General features: G+C 69.1%; 17 protein-coding genes. 10 read left to right on the top strand and 7 right to left on the bottom strand.

The features are described 5' to 3' along the window. Positions 1–29 precede the first annotated feature (29 nt). On the bottom strand, positions 30–1010 hold the full coding sequence (locus ACSMXX_RS19295; protein WP_473179947.1) for an aldo/keto reductase: 981 nt from the start codon (positions 1008–1010) through the stop codon (positions 30–32). A 243-nt stretch (positions 1011–1253) separates the two neighbouring features. On the opposite strand from ACSMXX_RS19295, the gene ACSMXX_RS19290 reads away from it, so the two are divergent. From ACSMXX_RS19290 to ACSMXX_RS19280, 3 genes are read left to right on the top strand one after another with little or no spacing between them, the layout of a single operon-like run. After that, a complete protein-coding gene (locus ACSMXX_RS19290) occupies positions 1254–2546 on the top strand; it encodes a four-carbon acid sugar kinase family protein (RefSeq protein ID WP_473179946.1) in 1293 nt (430 codons plus the stop codon). After that, positions 2543–3592, top strand: a complete 1050-nt coding sequence (gene pdxA, locus ACSMXX_RS19285; protein WP_473179945.1) for a 4-hydroxythreonine-4-phosphate dehydrogenase PdxA — start codon at positions 2543–2545, stop codon at positions 3590–3592. Before ACSMXX_RS19290 ends, pdxA begins: the two co-directional genes overlap by 4 nt. Positions 3593–3625: 33 nt before the next feature. Continuing rightward, positions 3626–4462 carry a DeoR/GlpR family DNA-binding transcription regulator gene (locus ACSMXX_RS19280; protein WP_473179944.1) on the top strand — a complete coding sequence of 279 codons (837 nt, stop codon included), beginning with the start codon at positions 3626–3628 and terminating at the stop codon, positions 4460–4462. A 23-nt stretch (positions 4463–4485) separates the two neighbouring features. Here the strand turns inward: ACSMXX_RS19280 and ACSMXX_RS19275 are convergent, their stop codons facing one another. Both ACSMXX_RS19275 and ACSMXX_RS19270 read right to left on the bottom strand, forming a co-directional pair. Beyond that, positions 4486–5892: an Nramp family divalent metal transporter gene (locus ACSMXX_RS19275; RefSeq protein ID WP_473179943.1), complete on the bottom strand. Its 1407-nt coding sequence runs from the start codon at positions 5890–5892 to the stop codon at positions 4486–4488. A 70-nt stretch (positions 5893–5962) separates the two neighbouring features. Then, a complete protein-coding gene (locus ACSMXX_RS19270; RefSeq protein ID WP_473179942.1) occupies positions 5963–7135 on the bottom strand; it encodes a sialidase family protein in 1173 nt (390 codons plus the stop codon). A 765-nt stretch (positions 7136–7900) separates the two neighbouring features. Between ACSMXX_RS19270 and ACSMXX_RS19265 the strand changes: the two genes are divergently transcribed. Further along, complete coding sequence (locus ACSMXX_RS19265; protein WP_473179941.1) at positions 7901–8659, top strand: maleylpyruvate isomerase family mycothiol-dependent enzyme; 759 nt, start codon at positions 7901–7903, stop codon at positions 8657–8659. A gap of 119 nt (positions 8660–8778) precedes the next feature. Here the strand turns inward: ACSMXX_RS19265 and ACSMXX_RS19260 are convergent, their stop codons facing one another. Then, positions 8779–9399 (bottom strand): TetR/AcrR family transcriptional regulator, encoded by a 621-nt coding sequence (locus tag ACSMXX_RS19260; RefSeq protein WP_473179940.1) that lies wholly within the window; start codon positions 9397–9399, stop codon positions 8779–8781. Positions 9400–9487: 88 nt separating this feature from the next. On the opposite strand from ACSMXX_RS19260, the gene ACSMXX_RS19255 reads away from it, so the two are divergent. The 5 genes from ACSMXX_RS19255 (at position 9488) to ACSMXX_RS19235 (ending at position 16493) form a co-directional block, all read left to right on the top strand. After that, entirely contained in the window at positions 9488–10444 is a 957-nt protein-coding gene (locus ACSMXX_RS19255) for a hypothetical protein (protein WP_473179939.1), read from the top strand. Between the two features lie 82 nt (positions 10445–10526). Continuing rightward, a complete protein-coding gene (locus ACSMXX_RS19250) occupies positions 10527–11870 on the top strand; it encodes a methyltransferase family protein (RefSeq protein WP_473179938.1) in 1344 nt (447 codons plus the stop codon). Between the two features lie 167 nt (positions 11871–12037). Then, positions 12038–13942, top strand: a complete 1905-nt coding sequence (locus ACSMXX_RS19245; protein WP_473179937.1) for a helix-turn-helix domain-containing protein — start codon at positions 12038–12040, stop codon at positions 13940–13942. A gap of 340 nt (positions 13943–14282) precedes the next feature. After that, the gene (locus ACSMXX_RS19240) at positions 14283–14825 is read left to right on the top strand and encodes a hypothetical protein (RefSeq protein ID WP_473179936.1); all 543 of its coding nucleotides are present in this window, start codon (positions 14283–14285) and stop codon (positions 14823–14825) included. A gap of 420 nt (positions 14826–15245) precedes the next feature. Next, on the top strand, positions 15246–16493 hold the full coding sequence (locus ACSMXX_RS19235; RefSeq protein ID WP_473179935.1) for a PP2C family protein-serine/threonine phosphatase: 1248 nt from the start codon (positions 15246–15248) through the stop codon (positions 16491–16493). A gap of 32 nt (positions 16494–16525) precedes the next feature. Here the strand turns inward: ACSMXX_RS19235 and ACSMXX_RS19230 are convergent, their stop codons facing one another. The 3 genes from ACSMXX_RS19230 to ACSMXX_RS19220 form a co-directional block, all read right to left on the bottom strand. Further along, entirely contained in the window at positions 16526–17890 is a 1365-nt protein-coding gene (locus ACSMXX_RS19230) for a hypothetical protein (protein ID WP_473179934.1), read from the bottom strand. A 443-nt stretch (positions 17891–18333) separates the two neighbouring features. Then, the gene (locus tag ACSMXX_RS19225; RefSeq protein ID WP_473184859.1) at positions 18334–19401 is read right to left on the bottom strand and encodes a CU044_5270 family protein; all 1068 of its coding nucleotides are present in this window, start codon (positions 19399–19401) and stop codon (positions 18334–18336) included. Between the two features lies 1 nt (position 19402). Beyond that, positions 19403–20014 carry an RNA polymerase sigma factor gene (locus ACSMXX_RS19220; protein ID WP_473179933.1) on the bottom strand — a complete coding sequence of 204 codons (612 nt, stop codon included), beginning with the start codon at positions 20012–20014 and terminating at the stop codon, positions 19403–19405. A gap of 353 nt (positions 20015–20367) precedes the next feature. Between ACSMXX_RS19220 and ACSMXX_RS19215 the strand changes: the two genes are divergently transcribed. Further along, positions 20368–20817: a DUF5994 family protein gene (locus tag ACSMXX_RS19215; protein WP_473179932.1), complete on the top strand. Its 450-nt coding sequence runs from the start codon at positions 20368–20370 to the stop codon at positions 20815–20817. Positions 20818–20881 lie beyond the last annotated feature (64 nt).

Genomic DNA, 20881 nt, shown 5'->3' with positions numbered 1-20881 from the left:
GAGGGCTAGCTCCTTCTCTCTGTGTGCGGTCAGCGGTTGTACGCGGGCATGGGACCGCGCAGTGCCGCTCCCACGGCATCACAGGCCGCTGCGACGTCCGCCGGAAGCGGTCCCGCCTGTGCGGCGTCGATGTTGGCGCGCAGATGCCCGGTCCGGGAGCCGCCGAGCAGGAGCGCGTCGGTGGAGGGGCGGCCGACCAGCCAGCGCAGGGCGAGTTCGGTGAGCGGGAGGCCTGCGCCGTCGGCGATGCCGGTCAGTTGGCCGACCGCGGTGAAGAGGCGCTCGTCCCAGTAGCGCTGCTTGTACATCGCCGCGACCTTGGAGTCGCCGAACCTGCCTTTCGCGGGGGCCTGGTCGAAGCGGTGGCGGCCGGTGAGCAGCCCCCCGCCGAGCGGGTTGTAGACCATGGTGCGCAGGCCACTGGTTGCCGCGTACTCGACGTACTCCTCCTCGATGCGGCGGGCCAGCAGATTGTGCAGCTGCTGGGCGACGACCGGGCGGGGAGCGCCCGTCTCGTCGGCGACACGTGTGAGTTCGGCGATCTGCCAGGCCGCGTAGTTGGAGACGCCGAGAGCGAGGATCTTGCCTTCGTTCGCGAAGTCGGCCACGGCGGCGAGTGTTTCGGCGAGCGGTGTGGCCCGGTCGGGCTGATGCAGGTAGAAGAGGTCGACGTGATCGGTGCCGAGCCGCTTCAGGCTGCCTTCCAGGGCGGCTCGCAGACCCGCGGCGGACAGCGGAGCGTGCCCGCCCTGGTCCGGGTGCGGGATGCCGGCCTTGGTGGCCAGCACCATCCGGTCACGGCGGCCGGGCAGCAGTCCGGCGAGGATGCGCTCGCTCTCCCCGCCCGCGTAGCCGTTGGCGGTGTCGACACCGGTGACGCCGGCTGCGAGTGCCGCGTCCAGCATGGCGGCGGCGCCCTTGGCGTCGACGGTGTCGCCGAAGGTCATCGTGCCCAGGACGAGCCGGGAGAGCGGAACGGGGACGTTCGGCAAGGCTGTGCCGGTGTTCACGGACGCGGCTCCTTCCAGTGAAGAGCGACGAGATTGCGGGGCCTGCGCGCCCCACACCGATGAAGATGCCGAAGGTGGCGCCGCCGCCCTGGGGCGCGGGGCTTGGAGTTGTACGGCGTGTTTCGTTCCGGAAAAAGGTGGCACGATTGCGTGTTTCGCGCAAGAGCCATCGCGCATTTTGTGCAGGCTGTGTCATCATCGGTTCTCAGGGCAGCTCACCCCGACCAGTCCAGGAGGTTCGATGTGTCCCCTGTGACCCGCAGCCGGCGGGCACCCCGTCCTGCGCTCGCCCTCGCGGACGACCTGTCCGGCGCCGCCGAGACCGCCGCGGCACTCGGCCTCCGCAGCCGGCTCGTGCTGGGCCCGGCAACGGTGGCGCCCCCGGCCGGTGGTGAAGCCATCGTGATCGACCTCGACACCCGGCGGTCTCCGGCGGACGAGGCGGCCCGCGCCGTACGCACCTCGCTGGCAGCCGGGACGCCGGACGACGCGGTGCTGTTCAAGAAGGCCGACTCGCTGCTTCGCGGGAACCTCGCCGCCGAGACGGCTGCCTACGCGGTGGGTGCCGAGGCCCTTGTGATCGCGCCCGCGCTGCCGGTCGCCGGCCGGACCGTTCTCGACGGCGTCATGCATCTGCACGGCACGCCGCTGCACGCTGCAAGCGCGTGGCGGGCCGAGTCCGGTCCCGTGCCCCGTTCGATCCAGGGTGCGCTCGGCGCGCTGCGCACGGCGACGGTGCCGCTCGCTGACGTGCGGGCAGGTACGAACGTGCTCACCGAGCGGTTGCGCGCCGCCGTCGGAGACGGACGGCACCCGCTCTGCGACGCGGAGACGCAGTCCGATCTGGACGCCATTGCCGAAGCGGCCCTCCAACTCGGTCCGGGAATCCGGCTGTTGGGCACGGGCGGGCTGGCACTCGCCCTCGGACACAGCCTCGCGGCAGACCGGCCGGACCACCCGGAGGAAGACGAGAGCCCCCTTTCACCCGCCCCCTCGGCGGACCGCCCGCTCCTGATCGTGGTGGGTACCGCGGAACCCGGCGCCGTTGCGCAGATCGCGCAACTGACATCGAACGGAGTAGGCCACATAGCCCTTCCACCGGACATGCTCGGAAACGCTGCCGCGCTCCCCCGGCTCGATGTGGCGCCGTCCGGAATCACGGTGGTGAGCATCGACAACTCCCAGGGCATGAGCCCCTGTTCGGGCCGACGCCTCGTGACCGCACTGGCCCGTACCGTGGCCGGCGTACCGATGCGGACCGATCTCGTCCTCACCGGAGGCGAGACCGCCCGGAGCGTCCTCGACGCACTCGGCATCACACAGCTCACACCCGTCGGCCAGATCCACCACGGCGCCGTATGCGCACACTCACCGGACGGCCGGACGATCGTCACTCGCCCCGGAAGCTTCGGTGACGCTGATTCCCTCCTGCGGATCGCCCGCGCGCTGCGACCGCTCCACCGCCCCCGGACGACGGCACCATCCCCCACCCTCGCGGCAGAACCACCGCCCGTAGCGCAAGGAGAAACCCTGTGAACGCAGCACCCGCCGCCGTCCCGGCCAAGCGGTCCCCGACCCCCGGACGTCCGCTCCCGGTCATCGCTGTGACCATGGGCGACGGCGCCGGCATCGGCCCCGAGGTCATCGTCCCGGCACTGCTACACCCGGAGACTCTGCGCGGCTGCCGCCCCGTCGTCCTCGGCGACGCCGAACGCCTCCGGCAGGCGGCCGCGATCCGCGGTATCGACTGCACGGTGGTCCCCGTCGACAGCCCCGACGACGCCCAGTTCGGCCCGGGCCGCGTCAATGTCATCGACCTCGGGCTGCTTCCCGCCGAGCTGCCGTGGGGAAGGCTGTCCCCGGTGGCGGGCGACGCGGCCTACCAGTACGTACGGGGCGCCGCCGAACTCGCCGTGGGTGGAGAGGTACAGGGCATCTGCACCGCACCGCTCAACAAGGCGGCCCTGCACGCCGCCGGTCACGACTTCCCCGGCCACACAGAGCTCCTCGCCCACCTCACGGGCGTCGACGAGGTGTCGATGATGCTCTCCACACCGAAGGTGAAGGTCATTCACGTCACCACGCACATCGGTCTCCTCGACGCCGTCAGGCGCATCGAGCCCGGACTCGTGGAACGCACGGTGCGCCGCGGTCACGAGGCGATGGAGCGGGCCGGGACCGCACGACCCGTCATCGGCGTGTGCGGCATCAACCCGCACGCCGGCGAGAACGGCCTGTTCGGATACGGCGAGGAGGAAGAGAAGATCATTCCGGCCCTGGAGGCCCTCCGTGCCGACGGCATCGACGCCCGCGGACCGCTCCCCGCAGACACCGCCTTCTTCCTCGCCTCCCGCGGTGACTACGACTTGATCGTGGCCATGTATCACGACCAGGGCCACGGTCCCGTCAAGGTCCTCGGCATCGAGGCAGGCGTGAACCTGACCGTCGGCCTCCCCGTCATCCGCACGTCCGTCGACCACGGCACCGCATTCGACATCGCAGGTACGGGTGTTGCCGAGGCCGGTAGCATGGTCGAGGCTCTGCGGCAGGCGGCCGAGATGTCATCCTCGCCCGCCCGTTGACCACCGGCACATTGCCCCAGAGGACAGAAACCAATGGCTGCCATCGGATCCCAGGCCCGACGCGACCGGATCGTCCAGCTCGCCAACACCACAGGACTCGCGAGCGTCGAGGAGCTCTCCCGGCTGTTCGACGTGACCGCCTCCACCATCCGCCGGGACCTGGCGAAGCTCACCACGAACGGGCAGCTGGCACGCACCTACGGCGGAGCCATGGCCCTGACCGCCCACCCGGAGGCATCCCTGCGGCAGCGCACCGGTGAGGCGTATGAGGCCAAGCGGGACATCGCGCGCTGGGCGGCGGCGCAAGTGCAGGCAGGCGAGTCGTTGTTGCTCGACGCCGGCTCCACCGTGGGCGCCCTCGCCCACGAATTGCGGACGGCCCGGAAGGTGACCGTGGCGACCACAGGGCTGACGGCGCTTCAGGAGTTGTCCGATGTCGAGACGGTGCACGTGGAATGCCTCGGCGGCACGCTGCGGCCACTGAGCCAGGGGTTCGTCGGTCCGCTGACCGAGGCCGCCCTCGAACGCATGACCTTCGACCGCGTCTTCCTCGGCACGGACGGGGTCTCGCACGAGCACGGCATCTGTGAGGCCGACCTGCGGCAGACCCGGCTCAAGGAGCTGATGGCCCGCAAAGCCGAACACGTCTACGTCCTGGCCCACGCGGCCAAGCTCGGCCGCCGCCCGTTCCACGCCTGGGCGACCCTCCCGGCCGGCTGGACCCTGGTCACAGACACCTCAGCGGACTCCGCGAGCGTGAAGGCCCTCCGCGCCAAAGGCGTCGAGGTGGTACTCGCGGAACCGCTGGAGGCCTCGCCGCTACCCGCGCAGAGCCCCGATGCCCCCGTGCCGGACGACGTCGCGGACTGAACAACTCCCCCGAGTTGCAACGATCAGCCGTGCGACACCGTCCCAATCACGGCAAGCACCAGTTCGTACGTCGCCCAGATCCCGATCGCGCCGATGCCTGCGAGCACCAGGTTCTCCCACCACCTGTTGGCGTGGCCGGGAAGCATCAGGTCCTTGCGCATCGTGATGGCCACCAATCCGACCATGAGGGCCGGCACGGTAAGCACGCTCAGTCCGTTGCCGAGCAGCGTGAGGACGATCAGGTCAGGCGCGAACGGGAACGAGAAGATCACGGGCGTGAGCATGATGAACAGCAGCACCGACTTGAACAGCTTGTCAGTGTGGTGCAGTTGGCCCGTGGCCGTGGCCGGAGACTTCGCTTGGAGCCGACGGAGCCGGTCCGGCCGGGACTTGTAGATCGACTCTGCCAGCATCTGCACGAATACGCGCGGCTGCGTCACGATGTTGTCGAAGACGACGAAGAAGATGGCCAGCCACATCAGAGTCGGTCCCACCGGCCCGACTGCGCGCTCCATCATGAGCACGAGGCCCTGCTCGGAATCCACGCTGGCGCCTGTCCCGTGCAAGGTCTCGGCCGCCACCACCCACACCGCGAGCACCAGGCCGAACATCACTGTGGTGCCGGTGATGAGGTCGTACCGCTGGAGTCGGCGGAACTCCGGGCCTCGCCAGCCCTTCTCGTGCATGAGATACGGGTAGAGCAGGTTCGCCGCCGATCCGCCGACAGCGCCGATGAGGGCAACCGCAGTGGTGACGGCCGTGATGTACCCGCTCTCTCCCGGCGGGAGGTCGAATGCCAAGCCCTTGACGAAGGCTGACAGATCGATGCCGGTGCCGATGAGCGCGACGAGGAAGCACACGACGAGTGCCGCCATGGTCAGCTGCGCGAGGATCTCGAGTCCCCGGTAGTGGGTGCGCTTGAGGAAGGCCAGACAAGTCGCCGCTGCGGCAGTGACGATCGCCCACGCGGGCGTCCCCCAGTCACCGAGATGAATCAAGCCGTCAGCGAGGTGGTTCAGAGCGGTGCCGGCTGCGACGAGCAGGAACGAGACATAGACGAAACCGAGGATGCTGGTGGTGACCCCGATGTAGAGGGGAAAGCCCTTCCACAGCCGGCGGTACCCGTCGAGGATCGTCTGATCTCCAACGGCATTGCACAGCTGGTACTTCGACATCGTCGAGACGATGAAGTAGCGGGATCCCACGGCCAGGACCAGTGTCCATATGAGGGCATAGCCGTACGTCGATCCGGACACCGCGGAGCTGATGAAGTCGCCTGTTCCGAGCCAGGAGAGCACGACCACGATGCCGGGGCCCATGCCCTTGAGGAAGCCCATGAAGGTGGTCGGCGGCAGGGGATTGCGTTGCTTGTTCTCTGTTGAGGCTTCGCGATGCGCGCTTTCTGTTGAGGCTTCGCGGTGCACAGTCATGGTGACTCCAGGGCGTGGACAAGGTACGTGGGTTGCAGGGCCACGAACGGGTCGCGGCGGGTCAGGACGCTCAGCCGTCGAGCCACGAGGGGTGCAGCCGCACGTGCTTGATGGCTTGACGGAAATGCGTGTAGGCGAGGTGCAGCAGACCGTCGGCGGTCTGCACGAGCGAGGGGTAGGACAGTTCGCGGTTGAGTCCCTCTCGGGAGTTGTTGGTGAGGCAGTAGCCATCGCCCTCCTCGACGTTCCTGCTCACCGGCCACGTGAGGCCGCCGTCGGAGGACACGGCCAGCGTGAGTGGCGCCCGTGGCGCCCCCCAGAAGGCCGGCCCGGGGGGTGCAGGCGTCTCCGTACTCGAGCCGTCGATATCGTCGTAGAGAGAGGAGCGGCGTTCGACTGCGTCTGCCGCGCTGCTGTGGTTGTAGGCCACGACGACGCGGCCGTCGTGGAGCACGACCGCTTGGACCGACGAGTTGTTGTTGGGGAGGTCCGTGGGCACCGGTGCGCTCCACGTGACGCCGTCGGTCGAGTGGCTGCGGTGGATGAAGTCGGCCTGCCGTCGCCGGAAGAGAGCGAGGAACGAACCGTCGTGCAGACGCAGGACGTTCATGTGCACGCAGCCCGTACTCCCGGGGACTTGGCAGGCCGTCCACGTCGACCCGTCGTCCGGCGAAACCAGCACCCCGCTGTAGTCGGCATCACCGACCCAACGACCGTTCTCGGGCCGGGGGCAGTAGAAGGCGGGCAGCAGCAGCCGGCCGTCGTCGAGGACCAGCGGTGGCTGGCGGATGTAGACGCCGGTCCCGGCCTTGGCAGGCACCGCGGTCCGCCCGGGTTCCCACGACCGTCCACCGTCGCCGGAGGATGCCAGCCGGACCTCCGCTGTGTCCTGGTCTCCCGCGTTCTGGGCGGTGAAGTAGACACGTAGTTCGTGTGGCCCGGCAACGAAGGGCACCGGATTCTGTTCCGAGCGTGTCGCGTCGTCACTGACCTTCACAGGCGTGGCCCAGGCGCCGTCCGCTGAGAGGACGGAGAACCAGACGGCGATGTCGGAGAGACCCTCCTGCGTGCCGCCGAACCACGAGCAACCGAGCGACCCGTCCGGCAGCAGGACAAGGTTCGCGGCGTGGCACTGCACTGTGGGAGCCGGGAGGAAGCTCTCGGCGCGCTCGGCATCGCTCGCGTCGAAAGCGCCGCGGGCAGCGCGACCAGTGTTCTCAGAGCTGCTCGACCGACTGTTCATCTTCGCCTCCGCGCTGATTCGAAGGGGCTCGTGGTGGCTTGTCGTAGGTGGACCACCCGGGCCCACGAGACCCCACAGCGCCGTGAGGCGGCTGACGCCGGCAATTCCCATCGCGTCTCCTTCGTCCGTGATCCGCCAACGGGACTGTGTGGTAGTCACGCACCATGGCACTGCTGCGCGAATCACGCAATAGAAGCGCGCGTATTTTACGCACACCCTGTTGTGCTCACCGTGGGACGCACAGTGACAGTGCATCTCTCAGCCCTCGCGAACCGTTAAGTAGTCCGAAGGCACTGAGCTGAGATCACCTACTGAGCAAGCTCGGTGTCAGTTGGCATACGTAACCCCAGTTCTCCTCAGGCCCGGTTGAGCCACCCCCGGTGCGCGTTTCACGCATCAGTGGGCCCAACTCAACGACTGCACTGAACCCTCCGCGAAGCATCGCCCTTGGCGACGCAGATCCTCTGGGCGCCGGCCGGCACCTGACCGAGACAGCGCTGCCGTTCAAGGGCTGTGTCCTGGGCAGTGGTGTGCGGGCCGGAGGCTGCCGGCCACCCGGGCGCATATGGAGGCCAGTTGACTGGCTCGCCCGGCAGTGCATGGCCGGCCGCGAACAGGTCGCGCCTGATGGCCGTCCGCTGAGCGCGCCGCCAGTCGCACGGGAGCAGCCGCCCAGTCCACCCCTTGTGCAGGAGTACGCGCGAGCGCCTACTGTCCTGTGCAGCGGAAGGTCACTTTGAGTGTCTGAGGAAGGTGCGAAGTCTCGTGGAGATCGCTGGCTTCATCGACGCGCTGCGTCAGGACGGCCAGGTGCTGGTTGACAGCTCTGTGCGCGCAGGGTGGGACACCCTGGTGCCTACCTGCCCCGAGTGGCGGGTACGTGATCTCGTCGCCCACACCGGCAGCGTGCATCGTTGGGCCGGCGGTTACCTCGACGGCAGGACGCAGGGCCGGCCCATCGAGATATGCGCTCCCGACGACGTCGACGCCCTCGCGGCCTGGTTCCGCGACGGACACCGGCAACTGCTGAACAGGCTCACCACGGCCCCTGCGGATCTGGAGTGCTGGACGTTCCTTCCCGCACCGACGCCCCTGGCCTTCTGGGCCAGGCGCCAGGCCCACGAAACCGCGATACACCGAGTGGACGCGGAGAGTGCGCTAGGGGGCAACTCAGGGGAGTTCACCGCTCAGTTCGCCACGGACGGGATCGATGAACTCCTGGCGGGATTCCACGTCCGTGCCCGAAGCCAGGTGCGTACGGAACAACCACGTTCCCTGCTCGTGCAGACGACCGACGCCGGCTCGGACACCAGGCAGCCAAGCGCATGGCTGCTCCACCTCTCACAGGAGCCGCTGCGGGTGGAGCAACTGACCGATACCGGCAGTGTTTCCGCCGACTGCACCATCAGCGGCCCATCCCCCACGGTGTACCGCGCCCTGTGGAACCGAGGACGCTTCGAGGACCTGGACGTGACGGGAGACCCTTCGCTTGTCGAGCTGTGGCGACGTACTTCGGCGGTGTGACCCCCGAGGTCATTCCGATGTCTTGAGACACCCCGTTCCGATGTCCTGAACTTCTGGGCCTGTGCCGCGCCGGCACCGGCACGGACCGGGTTCCCGTGCTCGGCGCAGCCGGGCGTCCGCTACCCGGACTTGGGTGCCGTCCGCCGCCGGCTCGGCAGACGCATCGTCAGCAGCCTGGCGCGCGGGGCCAGGCGCTGCGCCATCGCGAAGACCGAGTTCGTACGCGACCGGTCCGCGTCCAGCACTGTGAAGAGGTTCACCCCGAGGTAGAAGGTGATCGCCGCGTTGGCGAGGTCGCGGGGCGGAGTGAGGCGGGCAAGCGGCGTACCGCCGATCACCCGCTCCAAGGTCTCTTCGATGAACTCGAGCCAGGGTTCCGCCCGCCGCGCCACCTGCGGGCGCAGCTCCTCCTTGGCGAGGGCGGCGGCCACCAGCTCCGTGAACAGCGTGATGTGACCGCCCTCGAAGTCGTCGCGGTAGATGTGGGTGGCGGCCTCGGCAAGCTCCTCCAGCGTGCTCACATTCGCAACGGTGGCCCGGTGCTGTGCCATCCGCTCGGCCGAGGACCGGTCCAGGGCCGCGAGCAGCAGCGGGTCGACCCCGCCGAAGTGGTAGAAGACCAGCGCCGAGTTGACCCCCGCCTCCTTGGTGATGGTCCGGGCGCTGGTGCCGCCGTACCCGTGGGCCTTCAGAACCACGGTCGCCGCATCGATCAGCCGGCCCTTCGTGTCCTCCGTCATTGACGTTCCTTTCTCCGTTCCTTCATCATACGGTTTAATCAAGTGGTTAAACCGATCGATGCAATCGACTGCTCAAACAGGAAGGCCGGTGGAAGCGATGCAGCAGGACAGTGAGGGGCAGGGCCCGGAGCGGCCCCGGATACCGGCGGCCCGCCTGCGACTGGCTGCGGTACTGCTGGCCCTCTTCGCGGCGATGCTGCTCTACAAGGTGCTGCACGCCGGGCACTTGGAGCAGACCGCACTCTTCTACGTGGGCCTGCCCGCGTTCATCGCGCTATCCGTCTCGCTGTGGGTCCGCCCCAAGAGCGCCACCGGCACGGCCCTCGCGTCCGTCACCATCGGACTCGCGCTCGCCGGTCCCCTGTTGAACGAGGGCGTCGTCTGCCTCGTCATGGCCGCGCCGCTCTTCTACCTCTTCGCCGTGATCATCGGCTACGGCGTGGACCGCGTCCGGCGGCGCAGGGGAGACGGCCGTACCCACGCTTTCGTGAGCCTGCCGCTCCTGGCGCTGCTGATGGTCGAAGGCACGGGGATCTACGAACTGCCGCGTGACGGCGCCGCCACCATGACCCGTACGGTGGCGGCGAGCCCAGCGGCGTACGAGGCAGCGCTCGCCGGCACGCCCCGGTTCGCCGCACCGGAGCCCGCCCTCCTGCGCGCCGTGCCGTTCCCTCGCCCGCAGAGAGCCGAGGGGTCGGGGCTCGACGTCGGCGACGTACGCGTCATCAAGTTCAACCCCCGCAAGGGGCTGGGCGTCGGTGCCCGGCCGACGCCGCGCTCGATGCGCCTGGTGGTCGCGGAACGGTCGGCCGGCCGGGTCGTGTTCCGGATCGAGGACGACACCACCCTCGCCCGCTGGCTCGCGCTCGGCTCGGCGGAGGTGAAGTGGGTGCGAACCGCCACGGGAGGCACGAAGGCGAGCTGGACGCTGCACTACCGCCGCACCTACGACCCGGGCTGGTACTTCGGACCGCTTCAGAAGTACGGCATGGAGCAGGCCGCCGCGTACCTGTCGGACACCTTCGCCGCGGGAGCGCGGCGATGACCCCGGCGATGACCCGGGCGGCCCGCCCCGTCCGGTGCCTGGCGGAAGCGTTCGGACCGTCCGCGGAGGAGGCGGTCCGTTCATGAGCGGAACCGGAGCGGCGCTCGTCCGCGCCGCCTGCCTCTTCGTCCCCCTTGTCGGGACCGTCGCGGCCGCGGGCATCAGGCCGCCCGGACGCCGGGCCGTCGGCGCGGCGGTGCTGGCCACCGCCTGGAACACCGTCTGGCTGCCCGCCGTCAACCTCCTTGCCGTCCGGTGGAATTGGTGGTCCTTCCACGCCGAGGGCGGCACCGTGGCCGCACTGCCCGTCGACCTACTGCTGGGCTGGGCGCTCCTGTGGGGCGCGCTGCCCGTGCTCGCGGGCTCCGACCGCCTTCCGCTCCCGCTCGTCGTGGCCGGGCTCGCCTGGTTCGACCTGGCCGCGATGCCGTTCACCGCGCCGGTGGTACGGCTCGGCGGAGGCTGGCTCGCGGGCGAGGCCCTCGCGGTGACGGCGGCCCTGGTTCCCGGCCTGCTCCTCGCCCGCTGGACCCTGCGCCGACAGCGCCTCGCCGTACGTGCGGGCATGCAGGTGCTGCTCAGCGGCGTGCTGTTGTTCGCCCTGCCCGTGGCGCTGCTGGGGCCCGTACTGCCGGGTGGAACGGCGGGGTTGACACTCACTGCCCAGATGCTCGCCGTGCCGATGCTGCTCAGCCTCATGGCCGTGCGGGAGTTCGTCCAGCGCGGGGGTGGTACACCCGTCCCGTACGACCCGCCGGTCCGGCTGGTGACCAGCGGCCCGTACGCGTATGTGCGCAACCCCATGCAGCTCTCGCTGGTGCTCGGCTACGCCCTCGTCGCACTGATCGCGCTCGACTGGCGGGCGGCCGCCGTCGCAGCCGTTGCGTTCGCCTTCGGCGCCGGGCTCGCCGACTGGCACGAGGGCGAGGAGCTGCGGGCCGCCCACGGGGAGCGGTGGACCGCCTACCGCGCCGGGGTCCGCGCATGGCTGCCCCGGCTCCGCCCCTGGCCCGGCACCGCGACCGCACGCCTCTACGTCGCCGAGACCTGCGGCCCTTGCAGGCAGTTCGGCCGCTGGGTCGTACGGCGCCGGCCGACCGGGCTGGAACTGATCGCCGCCGAGGACCATCCGCGGCGGCTGCGTCGGATGACGTACGAGACGGACGACGGCACCGTACGGGCCGACGGCATCGCGGCGTTCGCCCGGATGCTCGGCCATCTGCACCTGGGGTGGGCCTTGTTGGGCTGGCTGCTCGCGATCCCCGGCCTGCGCTGGTTCACCCGGCTCTGCACCGATGCGCTGGGAGCGGGCCCACAGGACATCCCGCACCGGGCCGGTGGCCCGTCAGCGTGGTTCCGGCGCGGTGCCGCCGGGAGCCGCGCGGTGCGCCGAGAGCCGGTACAGCCGCTTGAGGCTGAGGTCTGAGGGCTGAGGGCTGAGGGCTCCCCGACCGCACCGTACGAGCCGGCCCGTGGGCCCAGTCGATGACCGGTGAGGCCGGGCACACCTCACCTGACCTGCAGCTTTCTGATACTGGTTCAAGTAGCGCGGGTGGGGGATGATGTCCCCTCCCCCTGTGGCAGGTGATACGGATGCTGAGTCTGGTCGAGCTTCTGCGCTCCCCGGTGGACATCCTGTGCTACCACCCGGGGATCCATACCTTGCGGCGAGAGTCCGCAGTTGTCGAGCGCGTGATGATCACAGATGCCGACTGGCGGCTGAGTGAGGTGGAGCCGGGCACGGCGGTGCTGGCTGTCATACCTGCCGATGGCGCGGACCTCGACGTCGCCGCCGTCCCGCAGGCCATTGCCCGCCTGGTGGAACAGGGAGTCACGGCCATAGCCCTCACGGCACGTGACGGTGTGACATTCCCGGACGGCATCGAGCGCGAGGCCGCCCGCCGCGGCGTCCCCGTTCTTGTTCCTGTGCGGCCGGGGAGGGCGACAGCGGAGCGTATCCGCAGTGACCTGGTGGACTTCCAGGTTGTCGTGCAGGAGGCGCAGAGGGAGCAGATCGCGTACGTGACGCGGTTGGCTACGGAGCTGGAGCACCGCGACCCGGACAATGCCCCCGCCCGTCTGACCCGGTGGCTGGCAGGTGAACTGGCCCGCGAGGAGGCCACGGCGCTACGGGTACCGCCGAGCGAGCGGCCTCCCGGCATCATCACAGGCAACGATGACGCCGAGGCGGCGTACAGGCAGGTGCGTGACGGGAAGCGGCCCACCGCTCACGTACCGGGGAAGCCTCATGTACTGCTCAATCGCACCAGCGCGACGCCGCCCTTCGATGTGCTGGTGGCCGCCAGCCCGTGGGGATGGACTCCGCACCTGGTCGATCTGGCGCAGCAGACCGCCCGGCACATCGTCTGCTCCCAGGGCGTCGCGTTGCGGCGAGAGATCAGGAAGACCGAATTGGCCGTCCGGGTTGCGATCGTTCAGCAGCTGCTGACCGGAGACGTCGCCCATGCCCGCCGCGCGGCTGCAGGGCTGCCCTCCGGTCGGCTCACGGGCCAGGACGCGCGCATGGCCGTTGTGGAGTGTGCGACGGCGGAGGACCGTGAGCAGGCCATGGTGGCCGCCGAGGAAGCGACCGGGGGGCGTGCTCTGGTGTCGGGATGCCCGGCAGTGAAGCGGCACGTGCTGATCGTGCTGCCGAAACAGATCGCCCGGGAGCCTGCCGCAGTCCGGGCCATGCTCTCCCCACTGACCGAGAGCACGGGGGCAGTCGTGGGTGTCTCCAACACGATGCCTTACTGGAGCCTCGCATTCCTCTACACCACGGCACGGGGAGCTCTGGCCGCGGCCCGGGGCGCCGAGGACCGCATCGTGGTGGCCGCCGGCGGCACCACCCTGAGTGGCGAGCTGCCGCAGCACCTCTACGCAGCGTGGGCCGCCGCGGTGCGAGCCCCCCTGGCACGCCGTATCCCGGACGGTCAGCAGGACATGGTCCACGCCACCGTCGTTGCCGTGGCGGAGGGCACCACGATCGCCGCCCGGCTGCTGAACCTGGGACACACCACGGTGCGCACCTACATGGAGGCCGTCATCGGTGCCATGGGCCTCGACCACCGTCAGGAGACGCACCGGGCCGTGGCCCAATTCGCGCTGACCGCACCGTCCGTACCGCCCGTCGGCGACGCGCCCGTCAGTGATGCCTCCACCACTCCCGTACCGCCGCTGGCGAGCCTGCTGGCCCATGACGGCCCCCGCAGGTGGGCCGAGACAGTGCTCTCTCCGCGGACCGACCGGGACTCGATCGGCCTGCTGGCGACCTGGCTGCGGAACAACGCGGAGACGATCGCGACAGCCCGCGCGTCGGGGCTCGGCCGGAACACCGTGCGGCGGAGGTTGGAGAAGATCGCGCACGACCTGGCCCTTCCGCTGACCGACCCGGGCGGTAGCGGAGTGCACGAGGTGCTGTGGGCGCTGGCGATCCGCGGTGACCTGGACGTCGGGCTTCTGCCCGACCCCATCACCGAGAACCCAGATCCGCGCTGACCCTCAAATCTCCCCTCTGACCAGCCGGTTCACCGAAAACGGACCGGCTGGTCTCTCATGCGGTGCGAATGCACCACCTGATCGGCGCCCATGCACCACGGGTTTCAGCCAACCGCCTTCTACATTCCGTCTGAACCACCAGTGACGGCAGCGAGGAGGGGTGATGAACGCACCAGCGCGCATCGCGCCGGCGAGCGACCAGGCCTGCCCGAGCCCGCACACCTGGCTGACCTCATGACGACCGCTGATGACTCCCACTCCCAGGAGGATTCATGACCCCCACCACAGATGTCCGCCCGGACAGGCCGGGCGGGAGACCCAGAAGGGCACCACTCAACACATGACAACGAATCCGATGCGGCGGGCAGCGGTGTACGCGGCCGGCGCCGCCGTGCTGCTCGGCGGCGCAGCTGTTCCCTCGGCCTCGGCCGCCGGGTATTCCGCGCCGGCGGACGCGAAGGCGGGCAGCTGGCACTGCAACTCCTCCAGCCGCAGCCTCGACAATCCCGGCTACTCCGGACCGTGGGCCGACAACGTCTCGTTCAAGATCAAGGTCTGCTCCAAGCGGTCCGGCGGCACGGTCTACGGCAAGTCGCGCGTCAGCTGGTCGACGCCCAGCAGTTACTCGGGCAGCCCGTTCGACGGCGCCCGCCTCCGGACCTATGTGAAGAAGAGCAAGTCCGGGTCGGACCCAGTGCGCTGCTACAAGACCTCGCGGTCCCTCCGGGGCAAGTTCGGAAGAGAGACCGGAAGCTACACCGCCGAAGGAGTCGGCTGCCGGGTCAGCAAGTACGGCCGCGGCGACGCAGCGCTCCGGCTCAACTGGAACAACGACGGCAAGGGCACGCGAACCTACAAGTTCTCGGCCGCTCCCCGCGTTTGACGAGCTGACCGGCACGATCCGAGAGGCACCGAAGCCAACAGGGGGGTATTCGGCGTCCTCGCGTGATCAAGTCCGGCAGCGCAACGGCGGGTGGCCGGAGGCAGGTGAACTCCGGCCACCCGCCCCCCCGACAGGTCAACCACGAGGGAAGCGCGCTGCCGGTCACGCCCTGACCGGCAGGCGGCCCGTACGAACCGGCAACACCACGCCTCCCGTTCACCAACCCCAGTGACAATCATCCCGCTTTGCAGCTTTCACCACATATAGTGCCTACTCAGGTGATCAGAGGGGACGGAGTGGCACCAACGGTGCCGCGGACCCCGCTCGCGCCGTTCAGGTGAGGTACCCGTCAGGTGTCGTTGCTTTGACCCCTCCCCGATCGTTGTGCCGGGACAGTTGTTCGCCAGAGGGAGGGAACAGGTGGAGCAGCGTCCAAAGCCGGGTCGCCGGGTTGCGGTCGACCTGTCGGAAGGGTTCGGAGAGCGGCTGCTGGGGGAGCTGCTGGACCGGGCCCACGAGATGCCGCCGCACCTCATCGGTCCGCTGGTGGCCGAAGAGGTCGCCAGGGTCGGTGGCCGGGACGTGTCCATCTACCTGCGGGACTACGAGCAGTTGATGCTGGCGCCGTTGCCGGGCCGTCGGCTCGTCGTCGGCGACACTCTGCCCATCGACGGTTCACGCGCGGGCGACGCGTTCCTGGGCAAACGTGTGATCGAGGAGCCGCAGGCGGACGGCGTGCGGATGTATCTGCCGCTGCTGGACGGCAGTGACGAAGTGGGCGTCATGGTCCTCACGTTGGACACCGTCGAGGAGAACGACCGGCGGCTGCTGGGAAGACTCGCCGGGCTCGTCGCAGACATGCTCATCACCAAGAACAACTGCACCGACCAGTTCTTCAAGGTCCGGCGGCGCGGCAAGCCGTTGACCGTGGCCGCGGAGATTCAGTGGTCACTGCTGCCTCCGCTGTCGATGAGCACCCCTCAGGTGTCCCTGGCGGGCGCCTTGGAACCCGCCCACGAGATCGCCGGCGACAGCCTGGACTACGCCCTCAACGACAACATCCTGCATCTGGCCATCATCGACGCCATGGGCCATGAGTTGAACGCGGCCGTGCTGGCGACCGTCGCAATCGGCGCCTACCGTCACGCCAGGCGTGCGGACATCGGGCTCGCCGAGCTCTATGCCTTCATGGACAGAGCAATCGACGCGCAGTTCGGGCCGGACCAGTTCGTGACGGCCCAGATGCTGCGCCTGAACGTCGAAACCGGTGTGCTGCAATGGGTCAACGCCGGCCACCCGGCGGCGCTGCTCATCCGGGGTCACCGAGTCATCCAGCAGCTGGACAGTCCGCCCACGTTGCCGGTCGGCTTCGGCGGCGCCGAACCGCAGGTCTCCACCATTCAACTGGCCAAGGACGACCGCGTGATGTTCTACACCGACGGCCTGACCGAGGAACACCGGATCGGCGGGGAACAGTTCGGCGAGACACGCATGATCAACGCCATCGAGCGCGCCGGACCCTCCACCTACGGCGTCAGCCAGATGGCACGGGTGCTGTCCCAGTCCCTGATGCGGGAGCGGGGCGGGATCACCAGCGACGACGCGACGCTCTTCCTCATCGAATGGCACGGCGGCAGCGCCGACCACCTCGCCGTCCCGGGCATCTGACGCGCCGCTGCCCGGACAGGCGGCCGACCCGGTCAGGCGCGGGGCGGAATGCGGCCGTCGGCGATGGGCCACTCACGGGTGACGACCGGGAAGACGACGCGGTTCGTCGGCCGGATTCCGATGATCGTGAACGGCAGCCCCGCGAAAAGGGACGTCTCCAGGGTGACCCCGCCGCGCAGGTTCCAGGTGCCGCCGCGCTTGCCGCCGGTCCCGGACGCCGGCTCGGGCTGCCGGGCTTTCGCCCGCAGGTACGGGCCGAAGAACGCGTCCACGCCCACGGTGTCGTAGAGGCTGATGCTTGCCTCCGGGCCGAGCATGGTCCGCAGTTCGCCCTCGCCGGACACCTTGGCGGTCCCGCCCGGACGGGTCTTGCCGTCGGCGTGCCTGTCGGGCTTCCAGCCCGCTGCCTTCGTGTGCCGCGTGCCGACCTTCATCGAACCGCCCGAGGTCTGGTCGACGTCCACGTGCAACTTGCCGTCGGCGCGCACCTCCAGGACGAGGCTGAGCTTCAGCGCGACGACCACGGGAACCGTGCCGACCATGACGACGGGATAGGCCGCGAGCGTGGCGACGGGTATGCGCGGCGCGATGCGAGGGAGCTTGACGGGGCCCTTGATCTGCCAGCCCGCCTTCCAGGGGCCGGAGACGTTCACCGAAGCGGTCGCGTCCGCGGGGTCGGCGGAGCCCTTGCCGTCGTAGGAGAACGCCACCGAGGGCGACATCTCCAGGAAGCCGCCGACCTCGGTCTCGCGTTCCGCCCCGGGCTTGCCCCCGAACATGGGCAGTTCGGTGGCGAAATCGATGCGCAGCTTCCTGCCCTCGGCTCCGCCGCTGTTCTCACCGGCCGCGCCGCGGGTGTTCTTCGGCGCCTGCCCCGCGATGCCGCGGGTCACGTCGAGCCCCTTGACCCGCGGGGTGACCTTCCACTCCGAGGGAGTCACCGGGATCTTCCCTCCGGCCTTCGCACCGCCGAGCACCTCCGCCAAGTTCGCGGGAGCGGTGGTGACTTCGGTCTTCCTGGCGCTGCCGGAACGCACGTCTGTGACTTTGACCAGGGCGCCCGCGGGCGCCGCGCCGGTGGGCGGGCTCGCGATCACGTCGCCCCTGCGGATTCCGGGGGCGCGGGATCCACCGTGGCTCAGGACCGCCCGGCCGGCCTCGGCATCGTAGGAGGAGAGCGTGACGTCTCTCTCCGTACGGGCAGTGGGCCGTCCGTCCGTCGAGGGGCGGCTGACCTTGGCGGAGCCCGACCCGCCCTGGGTGACCGCGAGTTCGGGGGTGGCGCTTCGGTCACCGTTCGTCCGGGGACTGCTCCCGTCGGACCCTTGCCCCGGTACGGCGGCTTGCAGAGCTGTGCTGCCCCAGCCTGTGGCGAGCAGCGCGGATATGCAGACCATGGAGATAAGGGCAGGGCGAGTGACCCGATTCACAGAACACCTCTTCGGCAGAGCGGGCACTCGGCCCAAGGACGAACCGAGAGGATGCAATGTGAGTTGAACGTATGTCAAAACAGCAGCTCTGGCAGGGAAGACGAACTTCTCGCACTCCTGGGAATTCTTTCCTGATCACACAGCAGGGGCTTGTGAATGTCCCCGACTCCGAATGTGACAAGGGCCTCAGAAACCCTGTCCGTACCAACTCGGCCGGACCAGGCCGGGGTTGGCCTGTCGACGGCGCCGCCTCACCGGACACGCGGAAGCTCCTGGCCGGACGGCCGGCCTCGACGCCCAGCCGTCTGCCAGGAGCTTCTCCACGTATCTCAGCACCGCCCCTCGCACCAACACCCGCCGCGGACAGCCGGGTCGGAAAAGCGGTACTGCGTCAGCAGGCCGCCGTGTCGTTACGGCCGCTGCTTGACCCGGTCGACGACGGCGATCCTTTCCTGGTACGAGAGGCGCTGGTTTCCGCCCGAGCCGGTGCTGCCTGACTGGTAGCCGAGGTACGCATAATCGTCTTCCGCGAAGATGGCCGTGAAGGACTTCATGAAGCCGTGCGGGTAGGAGATCCCGGTCCCGGGACGCCCCTTGGCATCCGTCATGCCTTCTGTGGCTTTGATCCCGGGGACCTTCGCGAGTGCCTCGAAGGCGGCGGCTCGCAGACCCTCGGGCAGCACGGGCTCCCCGGTCACCAGGCTCATCAGGCCGTTGCAGATGAACTGCCAGTCCCTCTTGGTGAATTCCTTCAGCGACCTCGGTGTTGTTGCGGGAGGGCCGATCGACCTCGACGACATGGTCTTGATCAGCTCGGCCGGGTCGTCCGTGGGGAGCTTCCGCAACTTGTCCCAGTCATGAATCGGCGCTTTGGTTCCGCCCTTGTCCAGCTTCTCCTGCCATATGCGCTTCCCTCGTTTGATCTCGTACGAGCGCTGGGAGCCGTCCACCGAGCTCCAGGCCTCATCCGCATAGGTCTTGGTCTCGCCGGTCTTGCGGTCGGTCTCCTTGACGACGTCCTTCGTGTAGACGAACTGGTCGTCACGCGGAACGGCCGTCTTCGGATCCTCTTGCTTCCGCGCGAGGCTCGCGGCATCGGTGAGAACCTTCACCGCGCTCACCTCGTGCGTGCTGGGAACGTCGGTCACGTAGGGCCCCGCCCTTTCATCGCCGATGTCGCCGGCGACCACGACCGTGCCGGTCACCGCGATCGCCGCCGTAACGGTCACAGCCACGCCGAGCAGCGGCCGGCGGCGCAGGAGGCCGCGGGAGTCGCGCCCGCTGCCATCCGTGGCGATGTCGATCACGGTTCCCCCTGTGGAAGACCGGTCGGAGTCGGCTCGGGACGCGGCTCCGGACGCGGCTCCGGAAGCGGTCGTTTCCTCTTCGATCGCGGCCTGCAGCCGCTTCCGGCCGGTGGTCAGCCGGTCCGGGTCCGGGCGGGAGACACCGGCCCGCATACGCCGCAGCGCTGTCATCTCATCCACGTGTGAACTCCTCGCATGCCGCGGTGGGATCGACCCCGCCGAGGGCTTTCCGGACCTTCTTGCGAGCCCGGTTCAGCCGGGAACGCACTGTCCCGACAGGTATTCCGAGCACCTGCGCAACTTCGTCGTAGGTCAGCGACTCCCACGCCACCAGCAGCAGCACATCCCGGTCCCCACGGGACAGGCGGCTCAGCGCCGCGCCGAGCTGGCGGGTCACCGCGGCCGCCGCCACCCGGTCCTCCGCATGGTCGTGAGGATCCGGGGCCACTGGATCGACCGCGGTCCTGGCCAGTACGCGGTACTGCTTGACCTCCGAACGGCGGTACCCGGCAATCAAGTTGGCGGCGATCCCGTACAGCCACGGCCGCGCGGCACCCCGCGAGGGATCGAAACGCTCCCGGCGGCGGAACGCGACCAGAAAGGTCTCCGCCACCACGTCGTCCGCTGCGGATTCCCCTATACGCCGCGCGGCGTATCTGTGGATGTCCGGCGCGTACCGGTCATACAGCTCGGCGAACCGCTGCGGGTCGGCCCGTGACGCCTGCACCAGGACCGCATCGTCCAACGGCTCCGGCCGGCGCTCCACTTGGGAGGGCGGTGTCACATCAGGCTCCGTTCGTCTCGCCTCGCCGGGCGAACACAATGCCCAGTCACCCCTACTCCGCACGAGCCGGCAATCGAGTTCACGGTCGCGCCGGATCGCTTCGATCGAGGGGGTTTCCCGAAATCGCTGGAGGTTCCCCCGAGGACAAGGCCGACAGCCGGCACTCAGCCGGGTCCGCGGGATGCCCAGCAGCTGCGCGGGAGGATTCGGCCGGCGATCTGCAGCATGAGACATCGCGGAGTACATTTGACATACCGGGAGTTCTTCGAGTGCCGGCTGCCACGCTGGCACCGTTCCTGGTGATCAAAGACGCCGGGCCGCGTCATGCCCGGAGGCAGGCGCACGTTTTGAACGTGACCGCAGACCGCACACTGATGATCCACGAGCCCTTCTCCGTGCCGTCGGTGCGCCTCGCGCTGAAGCCCGAAGGCGCCCCCGCAGGCGTCCTGGACGGAGCGTGGTGGCCTCGCTCCCGCAATCTGCTACGTGAACTTCCAGCTCTCATAGGCGTGTTGGACCCCTTGTGGGGACGCATCACGCATATCGCCGTGAACCCCACGCACTGGCCCGTCATCCCCCGCAAGGTGCCTGTCGACGGCTACGTGGTCAAAGCAGGGTCGTTCAAGGCCGAGCAGGGACGGCATCACCTGCTGCTGCGCTCCCAGGGTGCCGATTGCCGGCACCTGCTGGTGATACCACCCCAGACGACCGCGGCCACAGCCGCCCGCCTCCTGGCCGCCGTGAGCGGCCCCGGTCACGGGGCGTTCCCGATCTCACCCGCTCTTCCGGAGCGTGAGGGATGAACGGCCTCGTCACCCATGGCGTCATCTTCGTGATGCTTGCCTCGGTAGTCCTCATCATCCGTGT

It is taken from the genome of Streptomyces sp. DSM 116795 (assembly GCF_055792905.1).
The sequence above is the reverse complement of the archived record's forward strand: the minus strand, read 5'-3'. Positions and strand labels throughout refer to the sequence as shown.

What these genes read in the sequence shown, in the direction of transcription:
- ACSMXX_RS19280 (WP_473179944.1), top strand. Translation starts at nt 3,626, where the DNA reads ATGGCTGCCATCGGATCCCAGGCCCGACGCGACCGGATCGTCCAGCTC.
- ACSMXX_RS19275 (WP_473179943.1), bottom strand. Translation starts at nt 5,892, where the DNA reads ATGACTGTGCACCGCGAAGCCTCAACAGAAAGCGCGCATCGCGAAGCC.
- ACSMXX_RS19270 (WP_473179942.1), bottom strand. Translation starts at nt 7,135, where the DNA reads ATGAACAGTCGGTCGAGCAGCTCTGAGAACACTGGTCGCGCTGCCCGC.
- ACSMXX_RS19260 (WP_473179940.1), bottom strand. Translation starts at nt 9,399, where the DNA reads ATGACGGAGGACACGAAGGGCCGGCTGATCGATGCGGCGACCGTGGTT.
- ACSMXX_RS19250 (WP_473179938.1), top strand. Translation starts at nt 10,527, where the DNA reads ATGAGCGGAACCGGAGCGGCGCTCGTCCGCGCCGCCTGCCTCTTCGTC.
- ACSMXX_RS19245 (WP_473179937.1), top strand. Translation starts at nt 12,038, where the DNA reads ATGCTGAGTCTGGTCGAGCTTCTGCGCTCCCCGGTGGACATCCTGTGC.
- ACSMXX_RS19240 (WP_473179936.1), top strand. Translation starts at nt 14,283, where the DNA reads ATGACAACGAATCCGATGCGGCGGGCAGCGGTGTACGCGGCCGGCGCC.
- ACSMXX_RS19230 (WP_473179934.1), bottom strand. Translation starts at nt 17,890, where the DNA reads ATGGTCTGCATATCCGCGCTGCTCGCCACAGGCTGGGGCAGCACAGCT.
- ACSMXX_RS19225 (WP_473184859.1), bottom strand. Translation starts at nt 19,401, where the DNA reads ATGACAGCGCTGCGGCGTATGCGGGCCGGTGTCTCCCGCCCGGACCCG.